This window comes from Formosa sediminum (genome assembly GCF_007197735.1).
GTDB classification, from domain to species: Bacteria; Bacteroidota; Bacteroidia; order Flavobacteriales; family Flavobacteriaceae; genus Formosa; species Formosa sediminum.
The window spans coordinates 3,822,105-3,846,499 of sequence record NZ_CP041637.1; the positions used below are offsets into that span (position 1 = coordinate 3,822,105).

The 24,395-nt window shown below is 30.9% G+C and carries 21 protein-coding genes and 1 tRNA gene; 12 read left to right on the forward strand and 10 right to left on the reverse strand.

Annotation, left to right across the window (positions count from 1 at the left end):
* Positions 1-6 precede the first annotated feature (6 nt).
* A complete protein-coding gene (locus FNB79_RS16620; protein WP_143382432.1) occupies positions 7-1,770 on the reverse strand; it encodes a RagB/SusD family nutrient uptake outer membrane protein in 1,764 nt (587 codons plus the stop codon).
* A gap of 3 nt (positions 1,771-1,773) precedes the next feature.
* Positions 1,774-4,821, reverse strand: coding sequence for a SusC/RagA family TonB-linked outer membrane protein (locus FNB79_RS16625; RefSeq protein ID WP_143382433.1), 3,048 nt, complete (start codon positions 4,819-4,821; stop codon positions 1,774-1,776).
* A gap of 468 nt (positions 4,822-5,289) precedes the next feature.
* Between FNB79_RS16625 and FNB79_RS16630 the strand changes: the two genes are divergently transcribed.
* Positions 5,290-6,282 (forward strand): phosphatidylinositol-specific phospholipase C1-like protein, encoded by a 993-nt coding sequence (locus FNB79_RS16630; RefSeq protein WP_246073299.1) that lies wholly within the window; start codon positions 5,290-5,292, stop codon positions 6,280-6,282.
* Between the two features lie 7 nt (positions 6,283-6,289).
* Here the strand turns inward: FNB79_RS16630 and FNB79_RS16635 are convergent, their stop codons facing one another.
* From FNB79_RS16635 to FNB79_RS16675, 8 genes are all read right to left on the reverse strand, one after another.
* A complete protein-coding gene (locus tag FNB79_RS16635) occupies positions 6,290-8,881 on the reverse strand; it encodes a metallophosphoesterase (RefSeq protein WP_185967805.1) in 2,592 nt (863 codons plus the stop codon).
* Positions 8,882-9,957: 1,076 nt separating this feature from the next.
* Complete coding sequence (locus FNB79_RS16640; protein ID WP_143382435.1) at positions 9,958-10,335, reverse strand: nuclear transport factor 2-like protein; 378 nt, start codon at positions 10,333-10,335, stop codon at positions 9,958-9,960.
* Positions 10,336-10,355: 20 nt separating this feature from the next.
* On the reverse strand, positions 10,356-10,721 hold the full coding sequence (locus tag FNB79_RS16645; RefSeq protein WP_246073300.1) for a VOC family protein: 366 nt from the start codon (positions 10,719-10,721) through the stop codon (positions 10,356-10,358).
* 99 nt (positions 10,722-10,820) lie between these two features.
* On the reverse strand, positions 10,821-11,396 hold the full coding sequence (locus FNB79_RS16650) for a Crp/Fnr family transcriptional regulator (RefSeq protein WP_143382437.1): 576 nt from the start codon (positions 11,394-11,396) through the stop codon (positions 10,821-10,823).
* 474 nt (positions 11,397-11,870) lie between these two features.
* Positions 11,871-13,715: a hypothetical protein gene (locus FNB79_RS16655; protein WP_143382438.1), complete on the reverse strand. Its 1,845-nt coding sequence runs from the start codon at positions 13,713-13,715 to the stop codon at positions 11,871-11,873.
* 356 nt (positions 13,716-14,071) lie between these two features.
* Positions 14,072-14,203: a DUF4113 domain-containing protein gene (locus FNB79_RS17555; RefSeq protein ID WP_143382439.1), complete on the reverse strand. Its 132-nt coding sequence runs from the start codon at positions 14,201-14,203 to the stop codon at positions 14,072-14,074.
* A complete protein-coding gene (locus tag FNB79_RS16670) occupies positions 14,203-14,574 on the reverse strand; it encodes a DinB/UmuC family translesion DNA polymerase (protein ID WP_185967806.1) in 372 nt (123 codons plus the stop codon). The genes FNB79_RS17555 and FNB79_RS16670 overlap by 1 nt, the downstream gene beginning before the upstream one ends.
* Before the next feature lie 256 nt (positions 14,575-14,830).
* Positions 14,831-14,905: transfer RNA gene (locus FNB79_RS16675), tRNA-Pro, on the reverse strand.
* 91 nt (positions 14,906-14,996) lie between these two features.
* Between FNB79_RS16675 and FNB79_RS16680 the strand changes: the two genes are divergently transcribed.
* The 11 genes from FNB79_RS16680 (at position 14,997) to dapB (ending at position 24,322) form a co-directional block, all read left to right on the forward strand.
* Positions 14,997-16,103: a PQQ-dependent sugar dehydrogenase gene (locus tag FNB79_RS16680; RefSeq protein WP_143382441.1), complete on the forward strand. Its 1,107-nt coding sequence runs from the start codon at positions 14,997-14,999 to the stop codon at positions 16,101-16,103.
* A gap of 35 nt (positions 16,104-16,138) precedes the next feature.
* Positions 16,139-16,747: a uridine kinase gene (gene udk / locus FNB79_RS16685; protein ID WP_143382442.1), complete on the forward strand. Its 609-nt coding sequence runs from the start codon at positions 16,139-16,141 to the stop codon at positions 16,745-16,747.
* The gene (locus FNB79_RS16690; RefSeq protein WP_143382443.1) at positions 16,744-17,073 is read left to right on the forward strand and encodes an FtsB family cell division protein; all 330 of its coding nucleotides are present in this window, start codon (positions 16,744-16,746) and stop codon (positions 17,071-17,073) included. Before udk ends, FNB79_RS16690 begins: the two co-directional genes overlap by 4 nt.
* Positions 17,066-18,442, forward strand: coding sequence for a methylmalonyl-CoA mutase subunit beta (locus FNB79_RS16695; RefSeq protein WP_143382444.1), 1,377 nt, complete (start codon positions 17,066-17,068; stop codon positions 18,440-18,442). Before FNB79_RS16690 ends, FNB79_RS16695 begins: the two co-directional genes overlap by 8 nt.
* Positions 18,443-18,459: 17 nt before the next feature.
* Positions 18,460-19,812, forward strand: coding sequence for a methylmalonyl-CoA mutase family protein (locus FNB79_RS16700; RefSeq protein ID WP_143382445.1), 1,353 nt, complete (start codon positions 18,460-18,462; stop codon positions 19,810-19,812).
* Positions 19,802-20,266: a hypothetical protein gene (locus FNB79_RS16705; protein WP_143382446.1), complete on the forward strand. Its 465-nt coding sequence runs from the start codon at positions 19,802-19,804 to the stop codon at positions 20,264-20,266. Before FNB79_RS16700 ends, FNB79_RS16705 begins: the two co-directional genes overlap by 11 nt.
* 328 nt (positions 20,267-20,594) lie before the next feature.
* Positions 20,595-21,029 (forward strand): RrF2 family transcriptional regulator, encoded by a 435-nt coding sequence (locus FNB79_RS16710; protein WP_143382447.1) that lies wholly within the window; start codon positions 20,595-20,597, stop codon positions 21,027-21,029.
* Between the two features lie 247 nt (positions 21,030-21,276).
* Positions 21,277-22,041: a ParA family protein gene (locus tag FNB79_RS16715; RefSeq protein ID WP_143382448.1), complete on the forward strand. Its 765-nt coding sequence runs from the start codon at positions 21,277-21,279 to the stop codon at positions 22,039-22,041.
* Positions 22,042-22,049: 8 nt separating this feature from the next.
* Positions 22,050-22,961 carry a ParB/RepB/Spo0J family partition protein gene (locus tag FNB79_RS16720; RefSeq protein ID WP_143382449.1) on the forward strand — a complete coding sequence of 304 codons (912 nt, stop codon included), beginning with the start codon at positions 22,050-22,052 and terminating at the stop codon, positions 22,959-22,961.
* On the forward strand, positions 22,951-23,613 hold the full coding sequence (locus FNB79_RS16725; protein WP_143382450.1) for a DUF5683 domain-containing protein: 663 nt from the start codon (positions 22,951-22,953) through the stop codon (positions 23,611-23,613). Before FNB79_RS16720 ends, FNB79_RS16725 begins: the two co-directional genes overlap by 11 nt.
* Positions 23,614-23,617: 4 nt before the next feature.
* The gene (gene dapB, locus FNB79_RS16730; RefSeq protein ID WP_143382451.1) at positions 23,618-24,322 is read left to right on the forward strand and encodes a 4-hydroxy-tetrahydrodipicolinate reductase; all 705 of its coding nucleotides are present in this window, start codon (positions 23,618-23,620) and stop codon (positions 24,320-24,322) included.
* Positions 24,323-24,395: the final 73 nt, after the last annotated feature.

Below are 24,395 nucleotides of genomic sequence, written 5' to 3' on the forward strand. Positions count from 1 at the left end.
GTTTTATTAATATCCGAAATTTTGTGTAATACCCTCCGTAACATCTATGGTTGATTGCGGAATAGCAAATACTCTTAAATACGGCTCTGTTATAGCTTTGGCTGTATAAGCTCTATCGTAAGTATTAAAACGAATCATTTGTTTTCTACGATACATTTCCCAATACATTTCAAAACCAATTTCATTATATAAAATTTCTTCGTCTATAGAAGCTATTGCTGTTCCTGGAGCATTGTCAAATAAAGCCTCTCGAGTTCTGCTTGTTCTAAGCGTGTTAATATCTGCTAAAGCAAGAGCAGTTGATCCTTTGCGATAGTAAGCTTCTGCTCGCATTGCATACATTCCTCCTAAACGAAATAACGGAACATCAACGGCGCTATTACCATTTCCATTTTCTGGATCAAATTCCCATTTAAAATTACGCACACCTCGATTAATTTGATCTTGAGATAGCACTGCTTCTAAAGGATTATTAAAATCCATTTCAGGTGTAAAATCCATAGGTATAGTCGTATTCTTTTCCATATAAAGTTTACTAATTGCTATTCTCCCATCAGCTGTCATGTCAAACCCACCATCACCACTAAGTGTTGGTCCATATTGTTGACCTACTTGAAGTCCTCTATTAAAATGAACTAAATATTTACCGGTATCGGGTCTTGTGTCTTCTGCTGGCAAACTTACTGTAGTACCATCATTCATAAACCATGTCCCATCAGAATACTGATAGTATCTGTGAAATCTAGGATCGTCATGATTCCCTTCCCATGTATAATAAAATTCGGGTTCTACACAAGAGCCATTTGTCCCTCTGTTGTCTGGAGTTTGTTTTTGAGCTCTAGCAGTAGACATGTAAGCAAAATCATTATCGCTACGTCTAATATTATCGTTTTCTTGTATAACTGCAAAAATTATTTCAGATCCGTGTGTATTATTAATCGCGAAATTATCAAAATAGTTACTTTCTAAACTAAAGTTTCCATTAATTAATAAAGACGTATAATAAATCACTTTATCCATATCAGAGCCATCATTATCTACAGCAGTTTCTATAAAGTCAAAATTAGAGGACTCATTATAACGGTCTTTAAAAACGGCTCTATTTAAATACATATCTGCAAGTAATGCATATGCAGCCTGCTTGGTAAAGCGTCCATTATTGGTTTGTTGTTCACCTAAATTTACGAGATCAGGAATAATAGTTTCAACTTCTATAATTAAATCATCTATAGCAGATTCAGCTTGAAGAAAAACTAAAGATTTTTCTTCTGAGAACACATCTCTATAAGGGGCTTGATTAAACAAATCTAAAGTAGTATACACATATAATACTAATAAGCCTCTAGCTTCAGCCATAAATAAATCGTAATTTTCGTAATCAGGATTTTCCTGTAGAGATTCAATAGCTGTTAACGTTTTGGTTATACCACTTGTAAGATTATCCCAAGCTGTAGAAACTGCTGCATTATTAGTACCCCAAGTAAATTCCGTCAAGGCTCTCCACTTACCTCCATCTCCCCAGTCGCTACCACGTGTAGGCAACATACACTCATCTGTAGGGTACTCTTGCAACCCAAATACACTACCATGATCTGTAAATGTTCCTTCTGCTAGCTGCCCATAGGCAGCAGCCATTGCACTTTCTGGATTAGAGGTTTCCCCTCCAATAACTTCATCTATCACATCTTCTTCCAAATCCGTACAACTAAAGACGAATGCACTTAGAAAAAAAATAAGAGTTGTTTTTGATATTATATTTGACATTTTCATAAATTATAATTTTAATGTTGCTCCTAACATATAAGTCTTAGAAGATGGATAAGTTGTATAGTCTATACCTATAGATTGATTTCCATTTGTAGCACGTGGACTGTTAACCAATGGGTCGTAACCTGAATAATTAGTAATGGTGAACAAGTTTTGACCACTTACATAAAAATTAAGTCCTTTTAACCAATTTAAATTTAGTTTTTCAACATCTAAAGAATAACCAATACGTGCATTATTTAATCTGAAAAAATTAGATTTTTCGAGATATAAAGTAGACAGTTGAGGTGTATTTGTATAACTAGCACCATCATAATAAAATTCAGATAACACGTTTCTATCTGAAACTATGTTATTAATATTTAATGCTAAGTTAGTATTGTTCACTAATAACCCTCCAGTTTGTCCTATAAATGCTAAACTTAAATCCCAACGCTTATAAGAAAGGTTTGTATTAATTCCGTAAGTGAAATTAGGTAAAGCACCTTCAAAAATCTGACGATCGTCACTATTAATGATATCATCATCATTAATATCTTCAAAAATATCAACGCCATTTTCATCAAAGCCTAAATGCTTCAACATAAAAAACGATCCTGCCTCATAACCACTTTTGTAAATATTTGCTGCTACACCTGATAAACCTGGACCTGCTACACTTCCTGAATATAATTCAGAAACTGGTAAATTTGTTACTTCATTATCTAATGTTGCCCCATTAACATCTAAAGACCAAGAAAAATTTTCTGTACTAATAATCTGTGAACCCAAACTAAATTCGAATCCTTTATTTACAATTTCTCCATCAATATTTTTCCACACAGTAGTTGTTGGGCTTAACGGTTCTGCAGGAATATTTAATATCGCATCGGTAGTGGTTTTATTATAATAATCTAAAGAACCATAAAGTCTATTATTCCATAAACTAAAGTCTACACCTATATTTAACTGTGTTACAACTTCCCATTTTAAGTCTGGATTGGCGGTTCTATTAACAACAATACCATTAATTAAGTTATAATCGTCGTATAAATAATAACCACCTGAAGCAGATTGTGAGTAACTGGCTTGTGTAATTTTATTTTGCACTTCTTGGTTACCTGTTTCTCCCCAACTAAGTCTTAGTTTTAAAGCATTTAAATTGTCTACATTACTAAAAAATTGTTCTTGATCTAAGTTCCAACCTAAAGCAAAAGATGGGAAATAACCATATTTATTATTCTCTCCAAAACGTGTAGAACCGTCTGCACGTAACGATGCCGTAACTAAATATTTATCATTGTAATTATAATTTAATCTTCCAAAGTAAGACTGTAACTCATTTTCTTGAGCATAACCACTAACGCCATTTTGTGTACCAGAATAACCCGGATCATATTCTGGAGCAACACCTGTATCTTTTTCATCTATTCCTGTTAAAGAGAAATTAGTTCCAGAGAAATTAAATTTTTGATAAGAGAACCCACCTAATACTTCAAAATTATTTTTATTAAAATCGAAATTATACGTTAAGTAATGTTCCATTAAGGTGTTCTCTGAGTCTAAATTATTTTGCACATAAGCTCCTTCTGGAGTTCTATCTGTTACGTTTGGATAAATTGTTGAGTTTCGTTCTGAAACAGAACGATCTACTCCATAATTAAATTTATAATTTAACCCATCAACAATTCTAAATGATGCTTCAACATTACCTAAAACTCTTAACGTACTTGTATGATCATCGTAGATATCTAATAAGTACATTGGGTTATAATTTTGATTGAGGTTAAAGTTTGTATATTCTCCATTCTCATCAAAAACAGGTTGTGTAGGGTTAGCCATTAAAGCATGAATAATTAATTGCCCGTCTGATCCTGCATCTGCACCATTTGGAACTCCTGTTTCATTAATTTGACTTGCCGTTAAGTTTACTTTTATCTTCAAGCGCTTCTTATCGAAGAAAGACTCTTCTGCATTTAAACGTGCTGTAGCTCTTTTAAACGTACTACTTTTAACAATACCATCTTGATCCATTAAAGACAATGATGTATAGTAATTTCCGCTTTCTGTCTTTTTAGAAAAAGAAAAGTTATTGTTTTGTGTGACACCATTCCTAAATAATTCATCTTGCCAATCTGTATTACCACCATGATCATAAGCATCATCATTGATTGCATTACGATATTCATTTGCAGATAAGACATCAATTTTTTTAATTACAGAGGATACACTTAAATATGAATCTACAGTAATAGTTGCATCTCCTGTTTTTCCTTGTTTAGTTGTTATTATTACAACTCCATTAGAACCTCTAGCACCATAAATTGCTGCAGCAGAAGCATCTTTTAATACTGTTATCGAGGCAATATCACTAGTATTTAAGAAGTTTAAGGGGTTCTTTGCACTAGAGTTCCCCAAGCCAAAGTCTGGACTTTCAGAACTTACACTAGAGTTACTTAATGGCACGCCATCTACCACAAATAAAGGCGTACTACCACTTCTTATAGATCCGACACCACGAATAGATACATCTACACCTGCTCCTGGCTCTCCACTAGATTGAATTACACGCACACCAGAAACTTTACCTTGAATTAAGTTATCTGGCGAAATATTTACACCTTCTTTAAAATCTTTTGAAGAAAGTTGTGCTACAGCACCTGTTAAATCTGATTTTTTTTGCTGACCATATCCCACAATTAAAACTTCATTTAAAACAGCACTTGAAGGATTTAATGTAATGTTTAAAAATTCCGAATCGATAATCACTTCTTTAGTTTCATACCCTACAAAGGATATTTGAAGTGTTTGTCCAATTTCTGCTTCAATTGAAAACTCTCCATCAAAGTTTGCCGAAGCACCTCGTGTTGTGTCTTTTAATAAAATTGTAGCTCCTAATAAAGGAAGGCCTTCTTCATCTACAATTTTACCTTGAATTGTTTTTTGAAGATTAGAATTGGATTGAATTAGTTTTTTTGATTCAATGTTCCCAGAATATCCTATCTGGTTTGTTAGTAATGTTAATATTAAAAAAGTTATATTTTTTAATAAAAAAAATTTATTTTTAGAGTACATTTTAAGTTATTGGTGTTACAATGCTTAATTATTTAAGCCGTAGTTGTTACAGCAACTGCGGTTTTTTTTATGTTTTTAAGTTTAATTAAATTGTTTATTTAAATCATAGGCTACAAAATTTAAGAGTTAATTAGAGAATGTTTAACAAAAATTTAATACGCAAAATTAAAAAGCAAATTAATCGATTTTTAAACACATAGAATTTAGCTTATAGTTATGCAACTGTTAAATTAACCCGAACACAACAGCCCTAAACAATCAACTCAATTAACTGAAAAAGAAAACATTACATCTTTTTACTTAATTTCAATATTGTAAATAGATAAAGTTTTGTTTTTAATTTGCTAACATTAACTTAATTATACTCATCTATTTTAGTAGTTAAAAACTTATCTTGTTATGAAACGTTATATTATAGTATGTTTATTCTGCATATTGTGCTACAAAGGCAACTGTCAATTCGATACTTTGAGAATTAATCAAATTCAAGTAATCGGTTCTCATAACAGTTATAAAAAAGAGATAGAACCCAAACTGTATGAGGTTTTAGAAAAAAAAGATACTACACATTGTATACAAGCTTTACAATACGAACATATACCTATAGTAGATCAATTAAATATGGGATTAAGAAATCTTGAAATTGATGTATTTGCAGATTCTAAAGGTGGTTCGTATGCAAATCCGAAAGGTTTAGAACTAACAGACATAGATGAAAGTTACGACCCTAGAAACGAAATGTTACAGCCTGGTTTTAAAATCTTACACATTCTAGATATAGATTTTAGAACACATTATTACACATTACAAAGCTGCTTAAACGATTTAAAAACGTGGTCTGATTTAAATCCAAACCACGACCCCATATTTATAACTTTAGAAGCTAAAGATGGAAAAGAAAATGTATTTGGCACCATGCCAGAAACATTTTCTAAACAGCTCTTTAATGAACTAGATATCGCTTTAATAAAAGGTTTAGGTATAAACAAATTAATTACTCCCGATGTTGTAAGAGGTAATTATGCAACATTAGAGGCAGCTGTGTTACATAATAATTGGCCAAAATTAAAAGCCGCTAGAGGTAAATTTCTTTTTATTCTAGACGACTCTGGCCGTAAAAGAGATTTATATATTGAGGATCATGCAGCTCTAAAAAACCGCGTGATGTTTGTTAATGCAGCTCCAGGAACACCTGAAGCCGCTACTTTATTTAGAAACAACCCTGAAGATAATTCCATTAAAACGTTAGTCTCTAAAGGCTATATTATTAGAACTCGCGCAGATGCAGGTACAAAAGAAGCCCGAGCAAATGATTATTCGCATTTTAACATGGCCAAGCTTTCTGGCGCACAAATTATTACTACAGATTATTATTTACCGAGTAAGCTATTTAAAAGTGACTACCACATCTCGTTTAAAAATAACACCTACATTAGAGAGAATCCTGTAACAGGAAATTAGAGATTAATCAATCAAGAGGTTGTATTTTACCCGTTTTATAATCAATACTAAAATGATCTGCTGGAGCACCATTTAAAAACTTAGAAAATATATTATAAAACTCTAATAGTTTAGTTCGATTTAAATCACTATTGGTTTTCATATAAAAATCTGTAACATAAAATAACCATTTATAAATAGCAATTTGCTTCTCTCCTATATCTGAAATAGCTAATACATCGGCATTTCTAATTCTGTAAAAATCAAAGATTATATCTAGTCCACTCCAACCTTTAAAATCATTTAAATTAAAGGCGGTGTCTTGTAAAGCTAATTCTGCTTTAACCTTAGCAGCCTCCCAATCTGTTTTATATAACTCTTTCTGCTGAATAAGCATGTTTAAATCTTTATTAGTATTTAAAAAAGGTATTATAAGTAAATCTTCTCCAGAAAGATTTAACATTACATCCTTAAAATTAGGTTCCCAATCGTCTTCAAGAAAACGTAAACGAACCAGCTCTTTTAAATGAAACATGGTAAAGTCATGATAAGATTTACTATTTAAAATATCATGATTCCATAACGGAAGTTCATTTTGTTTTAAATAATTATATTCCTTTTCATAGAGCGAAAAGAGTTCATTAAACCTTGGCACACTATCAATAGTAATTGTTGTGACCTCTACAGTTTTATCACTTTTTATATTTAAAATTTTATAACCTGGAATATAAGCTGCAATAGATGGTGTTTGAATATTAACGACTGATTTTCCATCTTCAAACGTTCTAACACCAGTATCATTTATATGCATGTGTCCCGCTACATGTATGGTGATTCCTGCATCTGAAAACGACTGCGCCACTTTTTCTACCGGGATGCGTTCTAATTGCCATTTTTTACCGCCAAAAAACGACTCTATATTTTTTGAAGCATCGTCATTAAAATCTATAATTGGATAATGACTAAATGTAATTAGAGTTTTATTTAAACGTTTAGCTTCTTCTGAAACTGATTTTATCCATTTTAATAGATGCGTTTTATGTGTTAAAACATTATTATACCCAATACTAGCTCCCTTATAATTTTTTGGATCTATAGCTCTTCCTGATATATAATCCTTTGGCAAATATACATTTGCATCTATAGCAAGAAGCCATAAATTTGGTACAGGCTCTACAACATAACTTGCATCTGGTATTGTATAACCAGGCATCATATCATACAATCTATGGTCTAGTAAAGCTGCATCTAAAGCGTTTTGGTAGGTATAAGTCTCTGGCGTGTATTTAGAAAAAGGTGTCGCCCAATATAAATAGTGTTCTTGAGGATAAAATCCAAACGATTTTAAATGGTTTAATACCCCTTCATACCCCATTTTTTTTAAATCTTTTGATAGTATATCTGGTACTTTTTTAGAACTCTTCTCCGATGTCTTTATATAACTATAAATGCCTTGAGTCTGACCGTTTTCTCCCATGAAGTCTGATTTTCCAGAGTCTTGAGCAAAAGGCCCCACAGGATCATGATTTCCTGTGGTTATAAAAAATTGCAATCCATGTTTCGTTTCATATGCATTTAAAATACGTTGCAATCCTCTTAAATGAATTGTTTGTCCATCATCAGTATAATCGCCTGGTAAAGCAACATACTTTATTCCTCTTTCAACAATATCATCTAAGGCAGCAAATAGAGCAAAATAATTTTCATTAAAAATTCTGGTAGAATGCAATTGTGCATCCATAGTTCTTAACAGTGTGTACGTGTTAGTTTCTTTATTAAAAACACCTTTAAAAGAGTGATCTGAAAGCTGCCCATATATATCTTGAAAATGGATATCAGAGATAAAAGCGACTTTAATATCCTTAACTGTATTATTAACTTTGTTTAGGTAATTAGCACATAATAACGGATGATCTGTATTTATAAAGCTAACCCCCATTTTATTAAAAGTACGCCAAGCTATTTCTGTATCTGGTGCTCCCCAAAACCGAAATGGTTTTCCCTGAGCACGTGCTGCATCTACAATTTTTTTTATTTGATTATACTCCTTGTCGTCTAAAGCATATGCTCCTTTCCATTTTGAAAACGTTTTAAAACTTAAACTTATTAAAGCAATTTTATTTAAACTTTTATCTGGAATAGGTTCTAGACTTTGATAGTCAAATAAAATATAATCAGGATAGTTGTTGTAATCTTTTACAGAAGGTCTATTGCCAGATATTACAAAATGTAATTTTTTATTATTTATTAGCTCAGGATATTTTTTTAAAACCGTTTCAATAGCTTCTAGCGTAGCATATGCTTCAGATTTTATATCAATAAGAAGCTGAACCTCCTGAGCTTCTCCTAAAGGTGTAGTCGAGATTTTTTTTAGAGGTTCAAGATATAATGATTCTAATGTGTTTTGGAGGCTTATTTCAGATTCTTCATGTGCCACACATAGCATATCATTTTTCAAAAACACGTCTACTTCAATAGATTCTAAACCACTTGTATATGCTCTCCAAAATGGTGATTTTTGATTATAATCGTTATGGGAATGTATTTTATAAGCGTTCTGAGAATAAAGAGAAAGTGAAACAGAAAAAAAGATGCAAAAAAGCCATCGAAATGAAAACATGTCTATTTATTTTTAAACAAAATTAATTGACGAAATTATAACAAGTAATTAAATTAGTAATCTGCGTTATATTATCAATTAGTTATAAAAACGTTTAAAAATTGGGATAATAATTACTGATTGGCATTATAAAGAACTACCTTTTATCCATCTCATCCGATAATAAAATGCTAATTTCTAGTAGCATTTACCTAGAACAATACATTCAAGGTAGATTGTGCTTGCATAGTCGTCTTCAAATTAAACCTGAGTTAAAAAGAAGGTCAAATCAACTATTACTATACACGTATTTTAGTCAATCGGTTCACATTTTTACGATTTAAAAAGTGTAAATCGGTTAGATTGATATGGCATCAATAAATCTATTGTAGCCTTCACTAAAAACAAAAGAATTTTAAACTAAAAGCTATCTACAAAAACACTTTTAGACCTTCTGTTATAAAAAAATGATTTTTAATTTAAGGTAAGCGATATAAGGTAATTAGAAATTATATGTGAGACCACCATAAAAAACACCAAATAACAAAATCTTATAATTAAGGTATTTAAAAATTTATAATAATTTAAAACTGATTAAATATCACTCCTAGTACAGTAAGTTCTCCTTTTAATTTTTTTGATTAATATGTTGAAAAATTATAACTACTCATCCATAAATTTTTCTCCTAATCAGCTATTGTGTCGAAAACTAGAATAAGCGATTTTCCGAAATCGGTTTATGAAAGAGGGTAACTGTAGTAATGAGGCTAGTAGTAACGTAAAAAACCTACTGAGAATAATTGCTTTAACAGAGGAAATAGCCAAAATAAATTATCAATTTATGATTTCAATTTCGATATTTTTATACTTACCATAGTTAATAATTCCCAATATGTCAATTGCATTATGACTCTCAATTCTTAATATTTTGTCACAATCTTCTAAATCGAAATTGATACGGTAATCGGAGTATAGTTGATTGAGGTCTGTAATTATTCTATGGGCTAACTGTTGATTGTCAACATTGGTTTTAAAAACCTCAACACTGGTAGAGATAGCATTTATCTGCCTAATAACGTTCAATTTTATCAAGCAATTTATATTTTTAAGCAATAGGATGTAATGGCTCTCACCTTTACACCCTTTGCACTTTGAAATATATAAAAATCTGAAAACGCATATTGATTTCCGTTTTCCATTGTAATTTCCCCATTTGCAGCTCCTTCTTTACCGTGGGATAGAATTTGGTTTAAAATTAATTCAGAGACTTTTACAGATTTCATTTTTTCCAATTCTTCTGCAAAGGCTTCAATTCCTTCGATGTTCTTATCACCAATGATGTTCCAAACGATATTGTCTGTTACATTTTTAACCAAAAATGCTACATTCCCTTCAGCAAATGCTATGTTAAACTGTTTTAAAAACGCCATCTTAGGCGAATTCCCGCAATTAGGACTTGAAATTATTTTGGTCATTTAGAGTTATTTTATTTTTGCTAGTTCATCGAATGAAATCCTATAGAATTACCTTCAGTATCTTTAACAATTGAGACGAAGCCATGTTCTCCGATACCCATTTTGGCTTGAATAATTTCAGCGCCATGTTCTACAGCTCTATTTTCTAAAATCTGACAATCTTCACAGCCAAAATAAATAAGACTACCATTAGTAGAAGGTTTAACTGCTTCCATTTTTACCAAAGCCCCTGCTGCACCATAATTTTCCATGTCACTAGGAAAGCATTTCATCTGGACATTTCCGTTGGTTGGATCACTCATGTCTTCCAACATCACTTGAAGTACTTGTTCATAAAAAATTGCAGCTCTATCTATATCGTTTACATAAATCTCGAACCAAACCACAGGATTAAATTTTTTCATCTTTCTTATTATTAAATTGTTAGCATTACAAAAATGAAAAAAGAAAGTCGTTTAAATCTTGTCTTATGGCAAGTTATCAGGTTAAGACATTACTTCTTTTCTTATTCTACTTAAAGAAGTATCAGTAACTCCTAAATAAGTCGCAATGTGTTTTAATGGTACTTCTTTAATAATTTGTGGCTTATCTTTCAACAAATGTAAGTAACGTTCTGAGGCACTTTGTGTGTGCATATTAACAGCACGATGTTTTGCCATAAAAAGTTGCTGGGACATCCAGCTACGCCCCCATTCTGTAAACCCCTCAATAGTATTAAATAAGTTTTGGAAATCATTGAAGTCTATCTTATATACTTCACAGTCCGTTAAGGCATGAATGGTTTCTTTAGAAGGTGTACGAAGAAATAAAGACGCGACTTCAATTAGAATATCATCAGAACCAAAAAAATCGGTAGTAATTTCGTTGCCTTTATAATCAATTACATACGAACGACACAATCCTTTTTTTATTAAAAAATAGGAATTGCTTATTTTGCCTTCTTGTAATATGATTTCATGTTTTGAAAACTCAACTTTTGTATGGGCATCAATTATGTTTTTGTAATCTTCTTTTTTAATCTTTGGGTGATTATAGATGTTTTCGAAAAAGGAAGCTTTCATACCATTATACTTTTAGTTAAAAATATAATTTATTTATCGTCTAATTTAATTACTTGTAAAATATAATACTCAAATATGTAATCTTTACAATCTTTGAGGTTACTCAACCTTAAGTTTAATGCTCTTTCCCTTTCCCAATTGTTAATTGTTTTAACAACTGATCATAGGCCAATTAATTCTAAACTTATCTGTACAATACTCGTAATATGTATCTAAGAGCGTATCTTAAATAGGCATTTCCAATTTGCCCACCTTCTGAAGGTGCATAAAAAAGACTTCTCCTCCTGATTCAGAGGTTCTAGGTTGATATATGTTTTTAATTATATTTTACAACGAAGTTTTTCAGTATCAATTTTTAATTATGAGCATATTTTTAAACAAAAAATTGTTCCATCACCACTATCACGTACTAATCGATTATCCAAAATTTCTGCATCACTAATAAGAATGACAAATAGCTTTTAATATTTACTATTACTTACTTAAAGCTTTTACGATACGATCTTCATTAATTACTATATCTCTAAATAGCACATGAGGAAATTCTTTATATTTAGACATTTTAAAAGCATCAGAAATATTTAAGAGTGTCGAAGCTGTAATTAGGGATAAATTCATTTCAGTGTCCATTTCACAATCTGTTACAAAGTCATCACTAAATTCTGGAGCTACAAGTAGTATTTTAACTATTCGAAGATTATTCTTAAGTGCTACATTTTGGTATGATTTTAACTGTCTTGAGACAGTACTAAATTTATTATACCCCCGTTCTTTACTTGTCTTACATTCAACTATAATCACTTCATCGTTGCCTAAATTTAAGAGAATATCAATCATGTCCTTTTTAGTATTTAATTCATTTTTATATACCTCATCAACATTAAACCCTAAGTTTTGAAATATAACTGAAGTTAATTCTTCGAATTTTAAGCCTAACTCACTTTCTTTAATTATTATCCCATTCTCCTTTAATAAATTCAGATTACGATATGCCACATTTCCATAATTTTCTAAATAGAGATTTTCTACATCTTTATAATGTTCAAGGATATTTAAAATATCATCACCTCTTTGTTTTACTTCATTTTCTTTTATAAATTTAGTTAAGTCCTCTTTTTCAATTAGATCTAAAATATCTCTAGGTTTTATATTGTAATCCAAAAGAAAGTCTGCTTTTAATACATATTCATCTTGCAACTCAAATTGATCTTTAATTTGCTTATTTAATTTTGGTAATGATAAATTTAGCTCAGTTAATAATTTGTCGAAACCATCAATAGAAATACCAACTTTTTCATCTTTTTCAATATTTTCAAAGTGCTCAATTAAACTAACTATCTTATCTTCTAGAACGCTCCCTTTCAAATTAGCTATACCTAACCCTTTCTCACAAAGCTCGTTTAGCGTTTTTTTCTTTTCCGTAAGATTACTTCCTGATTTATAAATATCATCTAAAAGTAAATTAGTAAATGAAACTCCTTCTTTTATTATTTCTTCAATTTTAACAGAATACGGTAACTTTCTATCTATATTGTGGTCTTTACAAATTTTGTTTATTATTGGCTCTCTTAAAAGTTTAAGTGTTCTTCGATAAAATTTATCAGCAACTTCCTGCTGTCTTACTTTTCTTAATAATCTTACTATTTCGTCAGCTACATATATAGTATTTTCCTTGTTTGAGTAGAAAATCACACCTATGTTTTTCAAACTCTTAATAACTTCCTGTATATCTAGTTTTTTTACCGGTAAAATTGAGTAATTAATTAACTTTTCTTCTTCTTGTGAAAGATCAAGCTGATTAGCTAATGTAAGTAAAATGGATAACTCATCTGAAGTTATTCTAGCTTCTCTATTATTATCAACATCATTATGATAAGCAGTTTTAAGACAAGATTTATAAATTTTATAATCCCTGATTCTTGATGGACTTAATTCTGATTTGTCTTTATCAAAATCTGCATTTAAATTTTTAATTTTAGTTTTTAAATTTTTAATTTCTTTTTCATATAAACGTGAAAACCAATCTTGTTTCATTATACAATTTCCATCTCTAATAATAATATCAATTAATAAATCTAATTGAGATGTAATTTCTTGAAATTCACAATTTATATGTTCTTGAAATTCTTTCTCAGTTAATTCAAAGATTCTAGATATATTTTGATTGTCAACTGATTTTAATCCTTTATCTGTAGAACTTAATATTTTATTTATCTCCTTAATATTTCTGGGATTTTTAGATATGATATTATCTATTATTTTGATAAAAGAATTTTTTTCAATTGATCCTAATTTATCTAATATCTTTTCTAATTTCATGATGCTTAAAGTTTAAGTGACAGGTTATTATTAATAAGTTAATGATTATTTTAATACAAAAAAGTAACTATTTTACAAATAACATATAAGATATTCCTTTCATTTTAACTTAAAAGTAAAGGAGACCTATAATTAAGGTTTAATTTCGTTTAAATATATTTTACATACAACTTAAATTCACCTAAATTATATATTTGATATATGAGGATTTATAGTTGGTAAGAAATGTTTTTTTTAACATTATATAGGAAGTATCAAGATAACTATCGAAATTAAAACAAGAAGTTTTCAATTATAACATTTACTTTTTTACGATTTATAATAATTTAAGAACCTAAACCTTTACCCGAATAAGATCATTGATATGTGTAGAATATCTGGGAGATAAGCGTTCTTCTTTCATTTTCCATTGGAGGCCGAGGAGACTGAGCACCAAACTTTACTTTATTGTTTCCGTAAGACGTATTTAGCCTGTCGACTATAGCCATTAGGGTTGGTGCTTTGGATTATCGTTGGAGAATAGACTAAATTGTTTTTGATTTTCTGGCATTAAATTCATGACAATTACTCCTACCTTTTTGTGATGAAAATCTTTTATATAAATACAATCAAGCGCTTTGTAAGCTGCTTTTATTAGGTCGAAGTTTGAATTAGTAGGCGTTTCTGTTTTGATAATTATATTGCGGTAATATTGTGGCAGGTCCTTACGAAATCCGTTGGTATGAAAAAAGATCATGACCGCATTAGTTGGAGAATTCTGATGACGTAATGTTTCGGCACAAGACACAGCAAATGTTACCACAAATTCGCATGAGTCGTAAAAATTATTACAATCGACCAAGGCAAACATTAGTAGCATGTACCCAGAACAATACATTGAAGTTGGATTGTGTTTGCATAGCTGTTGTCTTAAAAATTAAACCTGAGTTAAAACGAAAGTCAAATCAACTATTACTATACCCGTATTTTAGTCAATCGATTCACATTTTTATGATTTAAAAAGTGTGAACCAATTAGATTGATATGACATCAATTTAAATGAATGTCTAAAAACAATAAAACCTCGTAAATCATAAGACTTACAAGGTTTTGAATCAATTTAATATTGACTATTGTCGGGGTGGCAGGATTCGAACCTGCGACCTCCGCGTCCCAAACGCGGCGCGATAACCGGGCTACGCTACACCCCGAAAAATTATCGAGGGTGCAAATATACATCTTTTTATTAAAAACAAACTATTTTTTTATTAAATTGTAAATAATTATTTAAAAAACAATTTAATGAAACACGTAAAACATTTATTACTAACACTTTTACTACTTCATTTTTTTGCTTGTGCTCAAGAAAAAAAATCTAGCTCCTCAACTTACGATTATGAAGTTATTGTTTCGGGCATAGATATTCCTTGGGGATTTGTTTTTCTTCCAGACAATGCAATGCTAATAACAGAAAAGTCTGGTGCATTAGTGCATTTTAAAAATGGCAAAAAAACCAATATTTCAGGTTTACCCAAAATAACTAGATTAGGACAAGGTGGCTTATTAGATATTGCATTACACCCAAATTATAAAGACAACGGCTGGATTTATTTTACATACGCATCTTCTGAAGGGGAAGGCTCTGGTGCAAACACAGCACTAATGCGTGCAAAAATTAAAAATAATAGCCTCATTGATAAAGAACTCTTATACAAAGCAACCCCAAATTATACAAGCGGAGATCACTTTGGATCCCGAATTCTTTTCGACCAAAACAATTACCTTTACTTTAGTATTGGAGAACGCGGACAGCGCGATAAAAACCCTCAGGATATAACACGAGATGGTGGTAAAATTTATCGTTTACATGACGATGGCAGTATCCCTTCAGATAATCCGTTTGTAAATACTCCAAAAGCTAAAAAAGCCATTTATACTTACGGTCATAGAAATCCGCAAGGCATGATTTTAAATCCTGAAACCAATACCATTTGGGCACACGAACATGGCCCCAAAGGTGGTGACGAAATTAATATCATCTCTAAAGGAAAAAATTACGGTTGGCCTGTGGTTACGTTTGGCATTAATTATTGGGGTACATCAATATCAGATTTTACCGAAAAAAAAGGCATGGCATCCCCTATTCATCATTGGACACCTTCTATAGCACCATCAGGGATGTGTTACGTAACATCTAACAAATACTCGGGTTGGAAAGGCAATATACTAGTTGGATCGTTAAAATTTCAATATTTAAACCGTTGTATCATTAAAAATAATAGCGTTATAAAAGAAGAGCGCATACTAGAAGATATTGGCCGTGTACGCGCTGTAGTACAAGGTCCTGATGAATTTATTTATGTTGGAATTGAAAATGTTGGAATAGTTAAAATTATTCCCAAGAATTAGTCTTAAATTTGCCCATTCATTAAACACAAAAATCAATGCTAATTATAGGTCTTACAGGTGGAACAGGTTGTGGAAAAACAACCGTAGTAAATCAAATTTTAAACGAACTTCCAGAAGCTGAAGTTGGTATTATATCTCAGGACTCTTACTATAACGACACCTCTCACCTTTCTTACGACGAACGTAAACGCATAAATTTTGATCATCCAAAATCTATCGATTTCGATTTGTTAGTAACACATTTAAAACTATTAAAAGCTGGACAACCTATAGAGCAACCAGTATATTCTTTTGTGAAACATAACAGAACTGGAGATACCGTTTTAACGCATCCAAGAAAAGTTATGATTGTTGAAGGAATATTAATATTCACTCACCCAGATATTCGCGAGTTATTCGATATAAAAATATTTGTACATGCAGATAGTGATGAACGTTTAATTAGACGTTTAAAACGAGATATCGCAGAACGTGGTCGCGATTTAGATGAAGTTTTAAACCGTTACCAAACCACATTAAAACCAATGCATCAGCAATTTATTGAACCCATGAAAGAATATGCTGACATTATTATCCCTAATAATAAATTTAATACTGTTGCTATAGATATCGTGAGAACGATAATAAATGAAAAGCTAATATGAAGTTGAAATTTTTCAATAACAAATATGTAAAACCCTTTAAAAATCCTTTTGTAATTCCTGGGATTGGCTTTATTGTTTGGATGCTTTTTTTTGATAGTAATTCTTTTCTAATTCATAATGAATTAAATAACGATATCGATAAATTAAACGATAAAAAAGAATATTACATTAATGAAATCAATAAAGATCGGAAAGCCTATAAAAAGTTGAACACAGAATATGGATTAGAGAAATTTGCTAGAGAAACGTATTATTTAAAGCGTGAAAACGAAGATATTTATATTATTGAGTACGAAGACAGTTTAAATGTAAATTCGCATGAATAACACCAATTTGTTTGAAGATTTTACTACAGTATCTGCTAAAGCGTGGAAACAAAAAATTCAATACGATTTAAATGGTGCCGATTATAATAAGACTTTAATTTGGCAAACCCCAGAAGATATAAATGTTAAGCCATTTTACAATGAAGACGATTTTAAAGAAGATAGCTTCAACTTTAAATCGTCTTTATCTCCATTTAAAATTACCCAAACCATATATGTTAATTCTGAAGAAAAGTCTAACACAATAGCTAGTCATGCATTAGACAACCATGCAGATGCTATACTTTTTATTGTACCTACAACTCAATGCGATTTAAATGTTTTACTTAAAAATATAAACCTTTCTAAAACACCTATATATTTTAATGTACAATTTTGTGATTCTAGTTTTGTCTCAAAATTAAATACCATAGCTCAAGAAAAAGAGGCCAATTTTTATTTAAATTTTGATATTATTGGACATTTAATAACAGATGGAAATTGGTACAAATCCATGTCTACAGATTTTAAAGTTTTAGAATCTATTTTAAAATCTTCTAACCATTTAAAGAGCAACCTAAGTATAAATTTAATTGATTACCAAAATGCAGGCGCTACAATCAAACAACAATTAGCTTACGGTTTAGCACATGCAAATGAGTATTTAAATCGGTTCTCTAAAGACATAAAAACAGAACTAACATTTAAAGTTGCCATAGGTTCAAACTATTTTTTTGAAATTGCAAAAATCCGTGCTTTACGTATGTTATGGCACACTTTGGCTTCGGCCTATAATATAAACACCCAATGCCATATTCTAGCAACTCCAACAAAACGTAACAAAACAATATACAGTAGTAAAACTAATATATCTAGACTCACTACAGAATACATGAGCGCTATACTTGGCGGGGCAGATAGCATTTGCAATGTCGCACACCATTCTATTTATAGAAAACAACACAATACTAGCGAACAAAATTCTAGAAATCAATTACATCTTTTAAAACAAAAAAACGTATTAGGTGCTGTTTGCAATCCTTCAGACGGCTCGTATTACATTGAGAATTTAACGCAACAATTAGCGGAAAAAGCACTCGAATTGTTTAAAGATATTGAAGCTAATGGCGGAATTTTAAAATTACTAAAAGAAGGATTAATTCAGAAAAAAATAAAAGAAAGTGCAGATAAAGAACAAGCATTATTTGATTCTGAAACCCAGTTAATAATTGGTGCTAATACCCATTCTAACTCTAAAGAAAAAATAAAGGAAAAGCTTGAATTATATCCATTTATAAAACACAATCCTAGAAAAACTCTTATTGAACCTATTATCCCTAAACGTTTAGCGGAACACATAGAACAAAACAAATTACAATCTGAGAAATAGTACATCAAAATCTTAACATGAGTAGAAAAAATCTGCAACATATCACATTAATAAACACAAAAGAAAAAGTTACACAGACTTTAGATGACGATTTAGTATATACTAGCGACGTTCTAGAAGATGTACAACATTTAGATTTTGCTGCAGGTATACCTCCGTTTTTACGAGGTATTTCATCAACCATGTATTTAACATCGCCTTGGAAAAATTTAAAATTAGATACTCCAAAAAATTGCGAAGAATATAATCTATTTCTTAAAACGCAATTTAAAGCTGGGCAGCGTCAATTTCTTTTAGATTTTAAATCATTAATTAACTTAGAGACTTTATCAGACTTTAAAACCATTTTCAAAGATATTTCTCTAAACGAATGTGTGTTTTTTATAAAAAATAACAACCAAGCTATACCAACACTTGCTTTTTTAGTAGTATTAGCAGAATCTCAAAGTATAAAACCAGACACTTTAAAAGGTGGTTTTTACATTAATGTCACAAAGCACGAGTTGCATACACACACTTTAAACGTAGATGCGTTAATATTTTCTAATTCACTTTTACCAAATTTCAACAAAATAGAAATTTCAGGACACCATAATAACACAACTGCTCCCGAAATTGAATTGACTTGCATGTTAATTTCTGGATATAATTTTTTAAAAAAGGGCTTAGATTCCGGAATATTAATAGATAATATTGCTAAACGCATCTCCTTTAACCTTTCTATTGGGTTACATCATTTTACTGAAATAGCTAAACTTCGCGCTGCTAGACTGGTATGGAGTAAGCTTGTAAAAACTTTTAATCCCAAACAAGACCATGCATTAGCTTTGCATATAAATACTGTAATACAACCTAGTAGCTCGCTTAATACTTGCGATACCTTAACGCAAATAACACTTCAAACAACAACTGCAATTTTTGGAGGTGTACAGTCTATATCTCAACCTAAATTAACACACGATTCACATAAAAACGTACCATTATATTTGCAAAAAGAAACCCAAATTATAAGAACAATAGATCCTTGGGGAGGCAGTTTTTATGTAGAAAAACAAACGCATGACATTGCAATTAAAACCTGGAATTTATTTGAAACCTATTTAAAAACGGGGCAATACCCAGATCTTATTCAAGACAGGCAGCCTTTAAGAGATACCAGTAAATCTATATACAAATCTGAAGTCAATGCTCTAAACAATACTTTTACTGCACATGATCAAAAAGCTGTAAAACTTGCGCTTTTAAATTTAAAAAAACATATTAACGATACTCCCGAAAACATATTAAAACTATGTATTAGTGCTGTTAAAAAACAAGCTACACTAAGTGAGATTCTAAATAACTTAAGTCAACTTAGTAATGAAAACTAATATAGACGCCATGTTAACAGCAAAAAAACGTTGTAACACATTTGCTCAAATAGAAGGGCGTCGTCCGCGTATTTTACTTACTAATATACATCAAGATGCTAGCGATAGGGATGTAAATTTTAAAGCATCAGCGTTAGCTAATACTGGCTTTGACGTCGACCTTTCCCCCACGTCCACATCTGCTAAAGTCATTTCAAAACAAGCTATTGAAAATGATAACCATGCCATTTACATCATATCTCATACCAACCTAACATTAGACTTACTGATCCAAATTATGGATTGTCTTGCTATTTATAATCGAAAAGACATTTTGTTAGTAGTAGATAATGATCATAAAACGCATTATAATTTACTTTCTACGTATAAATCATTTTATGCTTTAGATAGTAAGACAGGATTTTATGATACTATTGTTCAAATCCTCAACATTTTATTACAGAGAACATCCTAAAACTACGTTTTTATATTTAATTGAGATTATTTTCTCTTTTATTAAAAAAATTACACAAAATAAAAACCGTCTATAAACGCCTTATTTTTGGGAGTTATAAGCTATTCTGCACTTATTTAAACTCTCTGAGTCTTCAATAAAAAACTAAAAACTGATGTTAGTCATTTACACATAATACTTTATTTTATACCTTTAAAAAACAGTTACACATACTATTATAACAAATTAACAACCAGAATAATTTAATTTTTTAAAATATCAACTCATTTAATTCGGATAAATTTATCCTTACTTTATGTTGATGTTTTAAAACCAACACCCAAAAACTATGTTTTCAAAAGCATGTGAATACGGCATTAGAGCATCTATCTTTATCGCAGTAAACTCTTTAAAAAATCAACGTGTTAGTCCAAAAGAAATTGCTAAAGAAATTGATTCACCAGAAGCTTTTACAGCTAAAATTTTACAAAAACTAGTAAAAAACAATGTTGTAAGCTCTAAAAAAGGTGCGCATGGAGGTTTTGAAATTGAAAAAGTAAAAATGAAAAATATTACTTTGGCAGATATTGTTACTGCTATAGATGGAAACCATGTTTATGAAGATTGTGGCACAGGATTAAGCACCTGTAGTGAAAGTAATCCATGCCCTATGCATGCAAAGTTTAAATCGGTTCGCGGTGAATTAAAATTATTTTTAGAAAACACCAACCTGGAAGACATGGCTTTAGACATTAATTTAGGCGAAAGCATCTTAAAACGTTAAAAAGACATAAATTAATTTTCTTTACAATTAAAATAAATAAATTGCTTTTGCGAACACCAATATTTGCTTAACTACAACATTAAAACACCTTTAAATTCCATATTCTCAACTCAAACAGCTAACTTTAGGTTATATCCAAAACAACTCGCATTATAAAAAAGAAATTTCACTTAACATTTGTTAACAAGTTACATTTTTAAAACTCATAAATAGTTGTATTTTTACACCTACTAAAACCAAACTATTAATGGGTAAGATCATTGCAATTGCAAATCAAAAAGGAGGTGTAGGAAAAACTACCACTTCTGTTAATTTAGCAGCCTCATTAGGGGTGCTTGAAAAGAAAGTATTGCTAATTGATGCCGATCCTCAAGCCAATGCCACTTCTGGATTAGGCATAGATGTAGAAACTATTGAAATTGGAACCTACCAGTTATTAGAACATACTAATACAGCTAAAGAAGCCATTTTAAAAACAGATACACCTAATCTAGATATCATTGCATCGCATATAGACTTAGTGGCTATTGAAATTGAATTGGTAGACAAAGATGATAGAGAATATATGATGAGACGCTCTTTAATTGAAATTAAAGACGATTATGATTTTATTATTATAGACTGTGCTCCATCTTTAGGTTTACTTACCCTTAATGCATTAACAGCTTCAGACGCTGTTATTATACCTATTCAATGTGAATATTTTGCATTAGAAGGATTAGGAAAATTACTTAACACTGTTAAAAGTGTTCAAAAAATACACAATCCTGAATTAGATATTGAAGGATTATTATTAACCATGTACGATTCGCGTTTAAGACTTTCAAACCAAGTAGTAGAGGAAGTTCAGAAGCATTTTAACGATATGGTTTTTAAAACAATTATACAACGAAATGTACGTTTAAGTGAAGCTCCAAGTTTTGGAGAAAGCATTATTAACTTTGATGCTAGTAGTAAAGGTGCCATTAACTATTTAAGTTTGGCAAAAGAAGTAATAAATAAAAACTCCTAAATAAGAATATGGCGAAGGCAGTAAAGAAACAAGCATTAGGAAGAGGATTATCTGCATTGTTAAAAGACCCTAGTAATGATATAAACTCGGTTCAAGACAAAAATGCAGATAAAGTTATAGGAAATATTGTAGAATTAGAATTAGATACTATTGAAATGAACCCATTTCAGCCACGTACTAATTTTAATGAAGAATCACTGCGCGAACTCGCTTCATCTATCAAAGAATTAGGTGTTATTCAGCCTATAACCGTTAGAAAATTAGATTTTAACACTTACCAATTAGTATCTGGTGAACGCCGTTTTAGAGCCTCCGAGCATTTAGGATTAAAAACAATTCCTGCATATATACGTATTGCAAACGATCAGGAATCTCTAGAAATGGCTTTGGTAGAAAATATCCAACGTCAAGATTTAGACCCTATTGAAATCGCATTATCTTACCAACGTTTAATTGATGAGATTAATTTAACACAAGAACAAATGAGCGAGCGTGTTGGTAAAAAAAGATCGACTATCGCTAACTATTTACGCCTTTTAAAATTAGACCCAATCATTCAAACAGGAATGCGAGATGGTTTTATATCTATGGGACACGGTCGTGCTATTATTAATATTGAAGACCAAAGTACTCAAATAGATATCTATACCCGTATTTTAAAACAAAAACTTTCTGTTAGAGATACGGAGACTTTAGTAAGAAATTATAACGAAACTAAATCTTTAGATCCTCAAAAACCAGAGAAAAAAGAAGACGATACGCCACAATTTGTGACTAAAAGTATCGAAGATTTTTCAGATTATTTCGGTCATAAAATCGATATTAAAGTGGCTAAAAATGGAAAAGGAAAAATCACCATTCCATTTCACTCTGAAGAAGATTTTAATCGTATAAAAAAACTTGTACAGAGTGCAAAGTAAATTTTTTATAACTACTCTACTTTCATTTTTATTCTGCTTAAATAGCCTAGCGCAAGATGATGGTAAATCAAAATCTGTAACACCTAACAAATCTACAGACACACTTGTTGTGGACAATGCTAAGATTATCGTTACCGAAGAAGCAAATGCAGTCACAACTAACGATACACTTGCTAATAATATTTCTAAAAAAGAATCCAGATTAACAGATCCATTAGCTCCCGCACGTGCAGCTTTTTATTCAGCAATATTACCGGGTTTAGGACAAGCATATAACAGAAAATATTGGAAAATTCCTATTGTATACGCTGCCATTGGTACAGGTGTTTACTTTTATATAGATAATAATAATGCTTATAATCGCTATCGCGATGCTTATAAACGTAGATTAGCAGGCTTTACAGACGATGAATTTTACGGAAGAATCTCTGATGATGGTTTAATAAATGCACAAGAACAATTACGAGAAAATAAAGAATTATCTTTATTAGTCACCATTGGGTTATATGTATTAAACATTGTAGATGCAAATGTAGATGCCCATTTACTACAGTTTAATATAGACGATAATTTATCATTAGCACCACATTTTAATTACAATGAGGTAGAACGCTCTACTAATCTAGGTTTTTCCTTTAACTTTAAATTTTAAAAATATGAAAATAGCATTACTAGGATATGGAAAAATGGGTAAAACCATAGAACAAATAGCTCTTAAACGTGGCCATGACATAGTAATTAAAGCAAGTATAGAAAATCCTGAATACAATATAAAAGATGCAGATATTGCAATCGATTTTAGCATGCCAAGCGCTGCCGTTGGGAATATTTCTAATTGTTTTAACAACGGTGTTCCTGTTGTCTCTGGAACAACGGGTTGGCTAGAAGATTACGATAAAATGACGGCGTTATGCAATGCACAAAAAGGGGGATTTATTTATGCTTCAAATTTTAGTCTGGGTGTAAACATCTTTTTCGAATTAAATAAAAATCTAGCTAAAATGATGAGTAACCTAGATCAATACAACATATCTATGGAAGAAATTCATCATACTCAAAAATTAGACGAACCTAGCGGAACTGCCATTTCCCTAGCTAACGATATTATTTCTGAACATAAAACCTATAAAGATTGGGCGTTAAACACTTCAGAACCTACAACTATCCCTATAGTTGCAAAACGTATTCCTGAAGTTCCTGGTACACATGTGGTCGCTTACGAAAGTAATGTAGATACCATTACAATAGAACATAAAGCACATAATAGAGAAGGTTTTGCATTAGGAGCTGTAATTGCAGCAGAATGGCTAGTTGGAAAAACTGGTGTTTTTAGTATGAAAGACGTGTTAAACATTGGTTAATATTAAAAAAATCTGTTACATTATACGCAGTAGCTATACTAATTCAAATAATTCAGTATAATTGTTGTCTTTT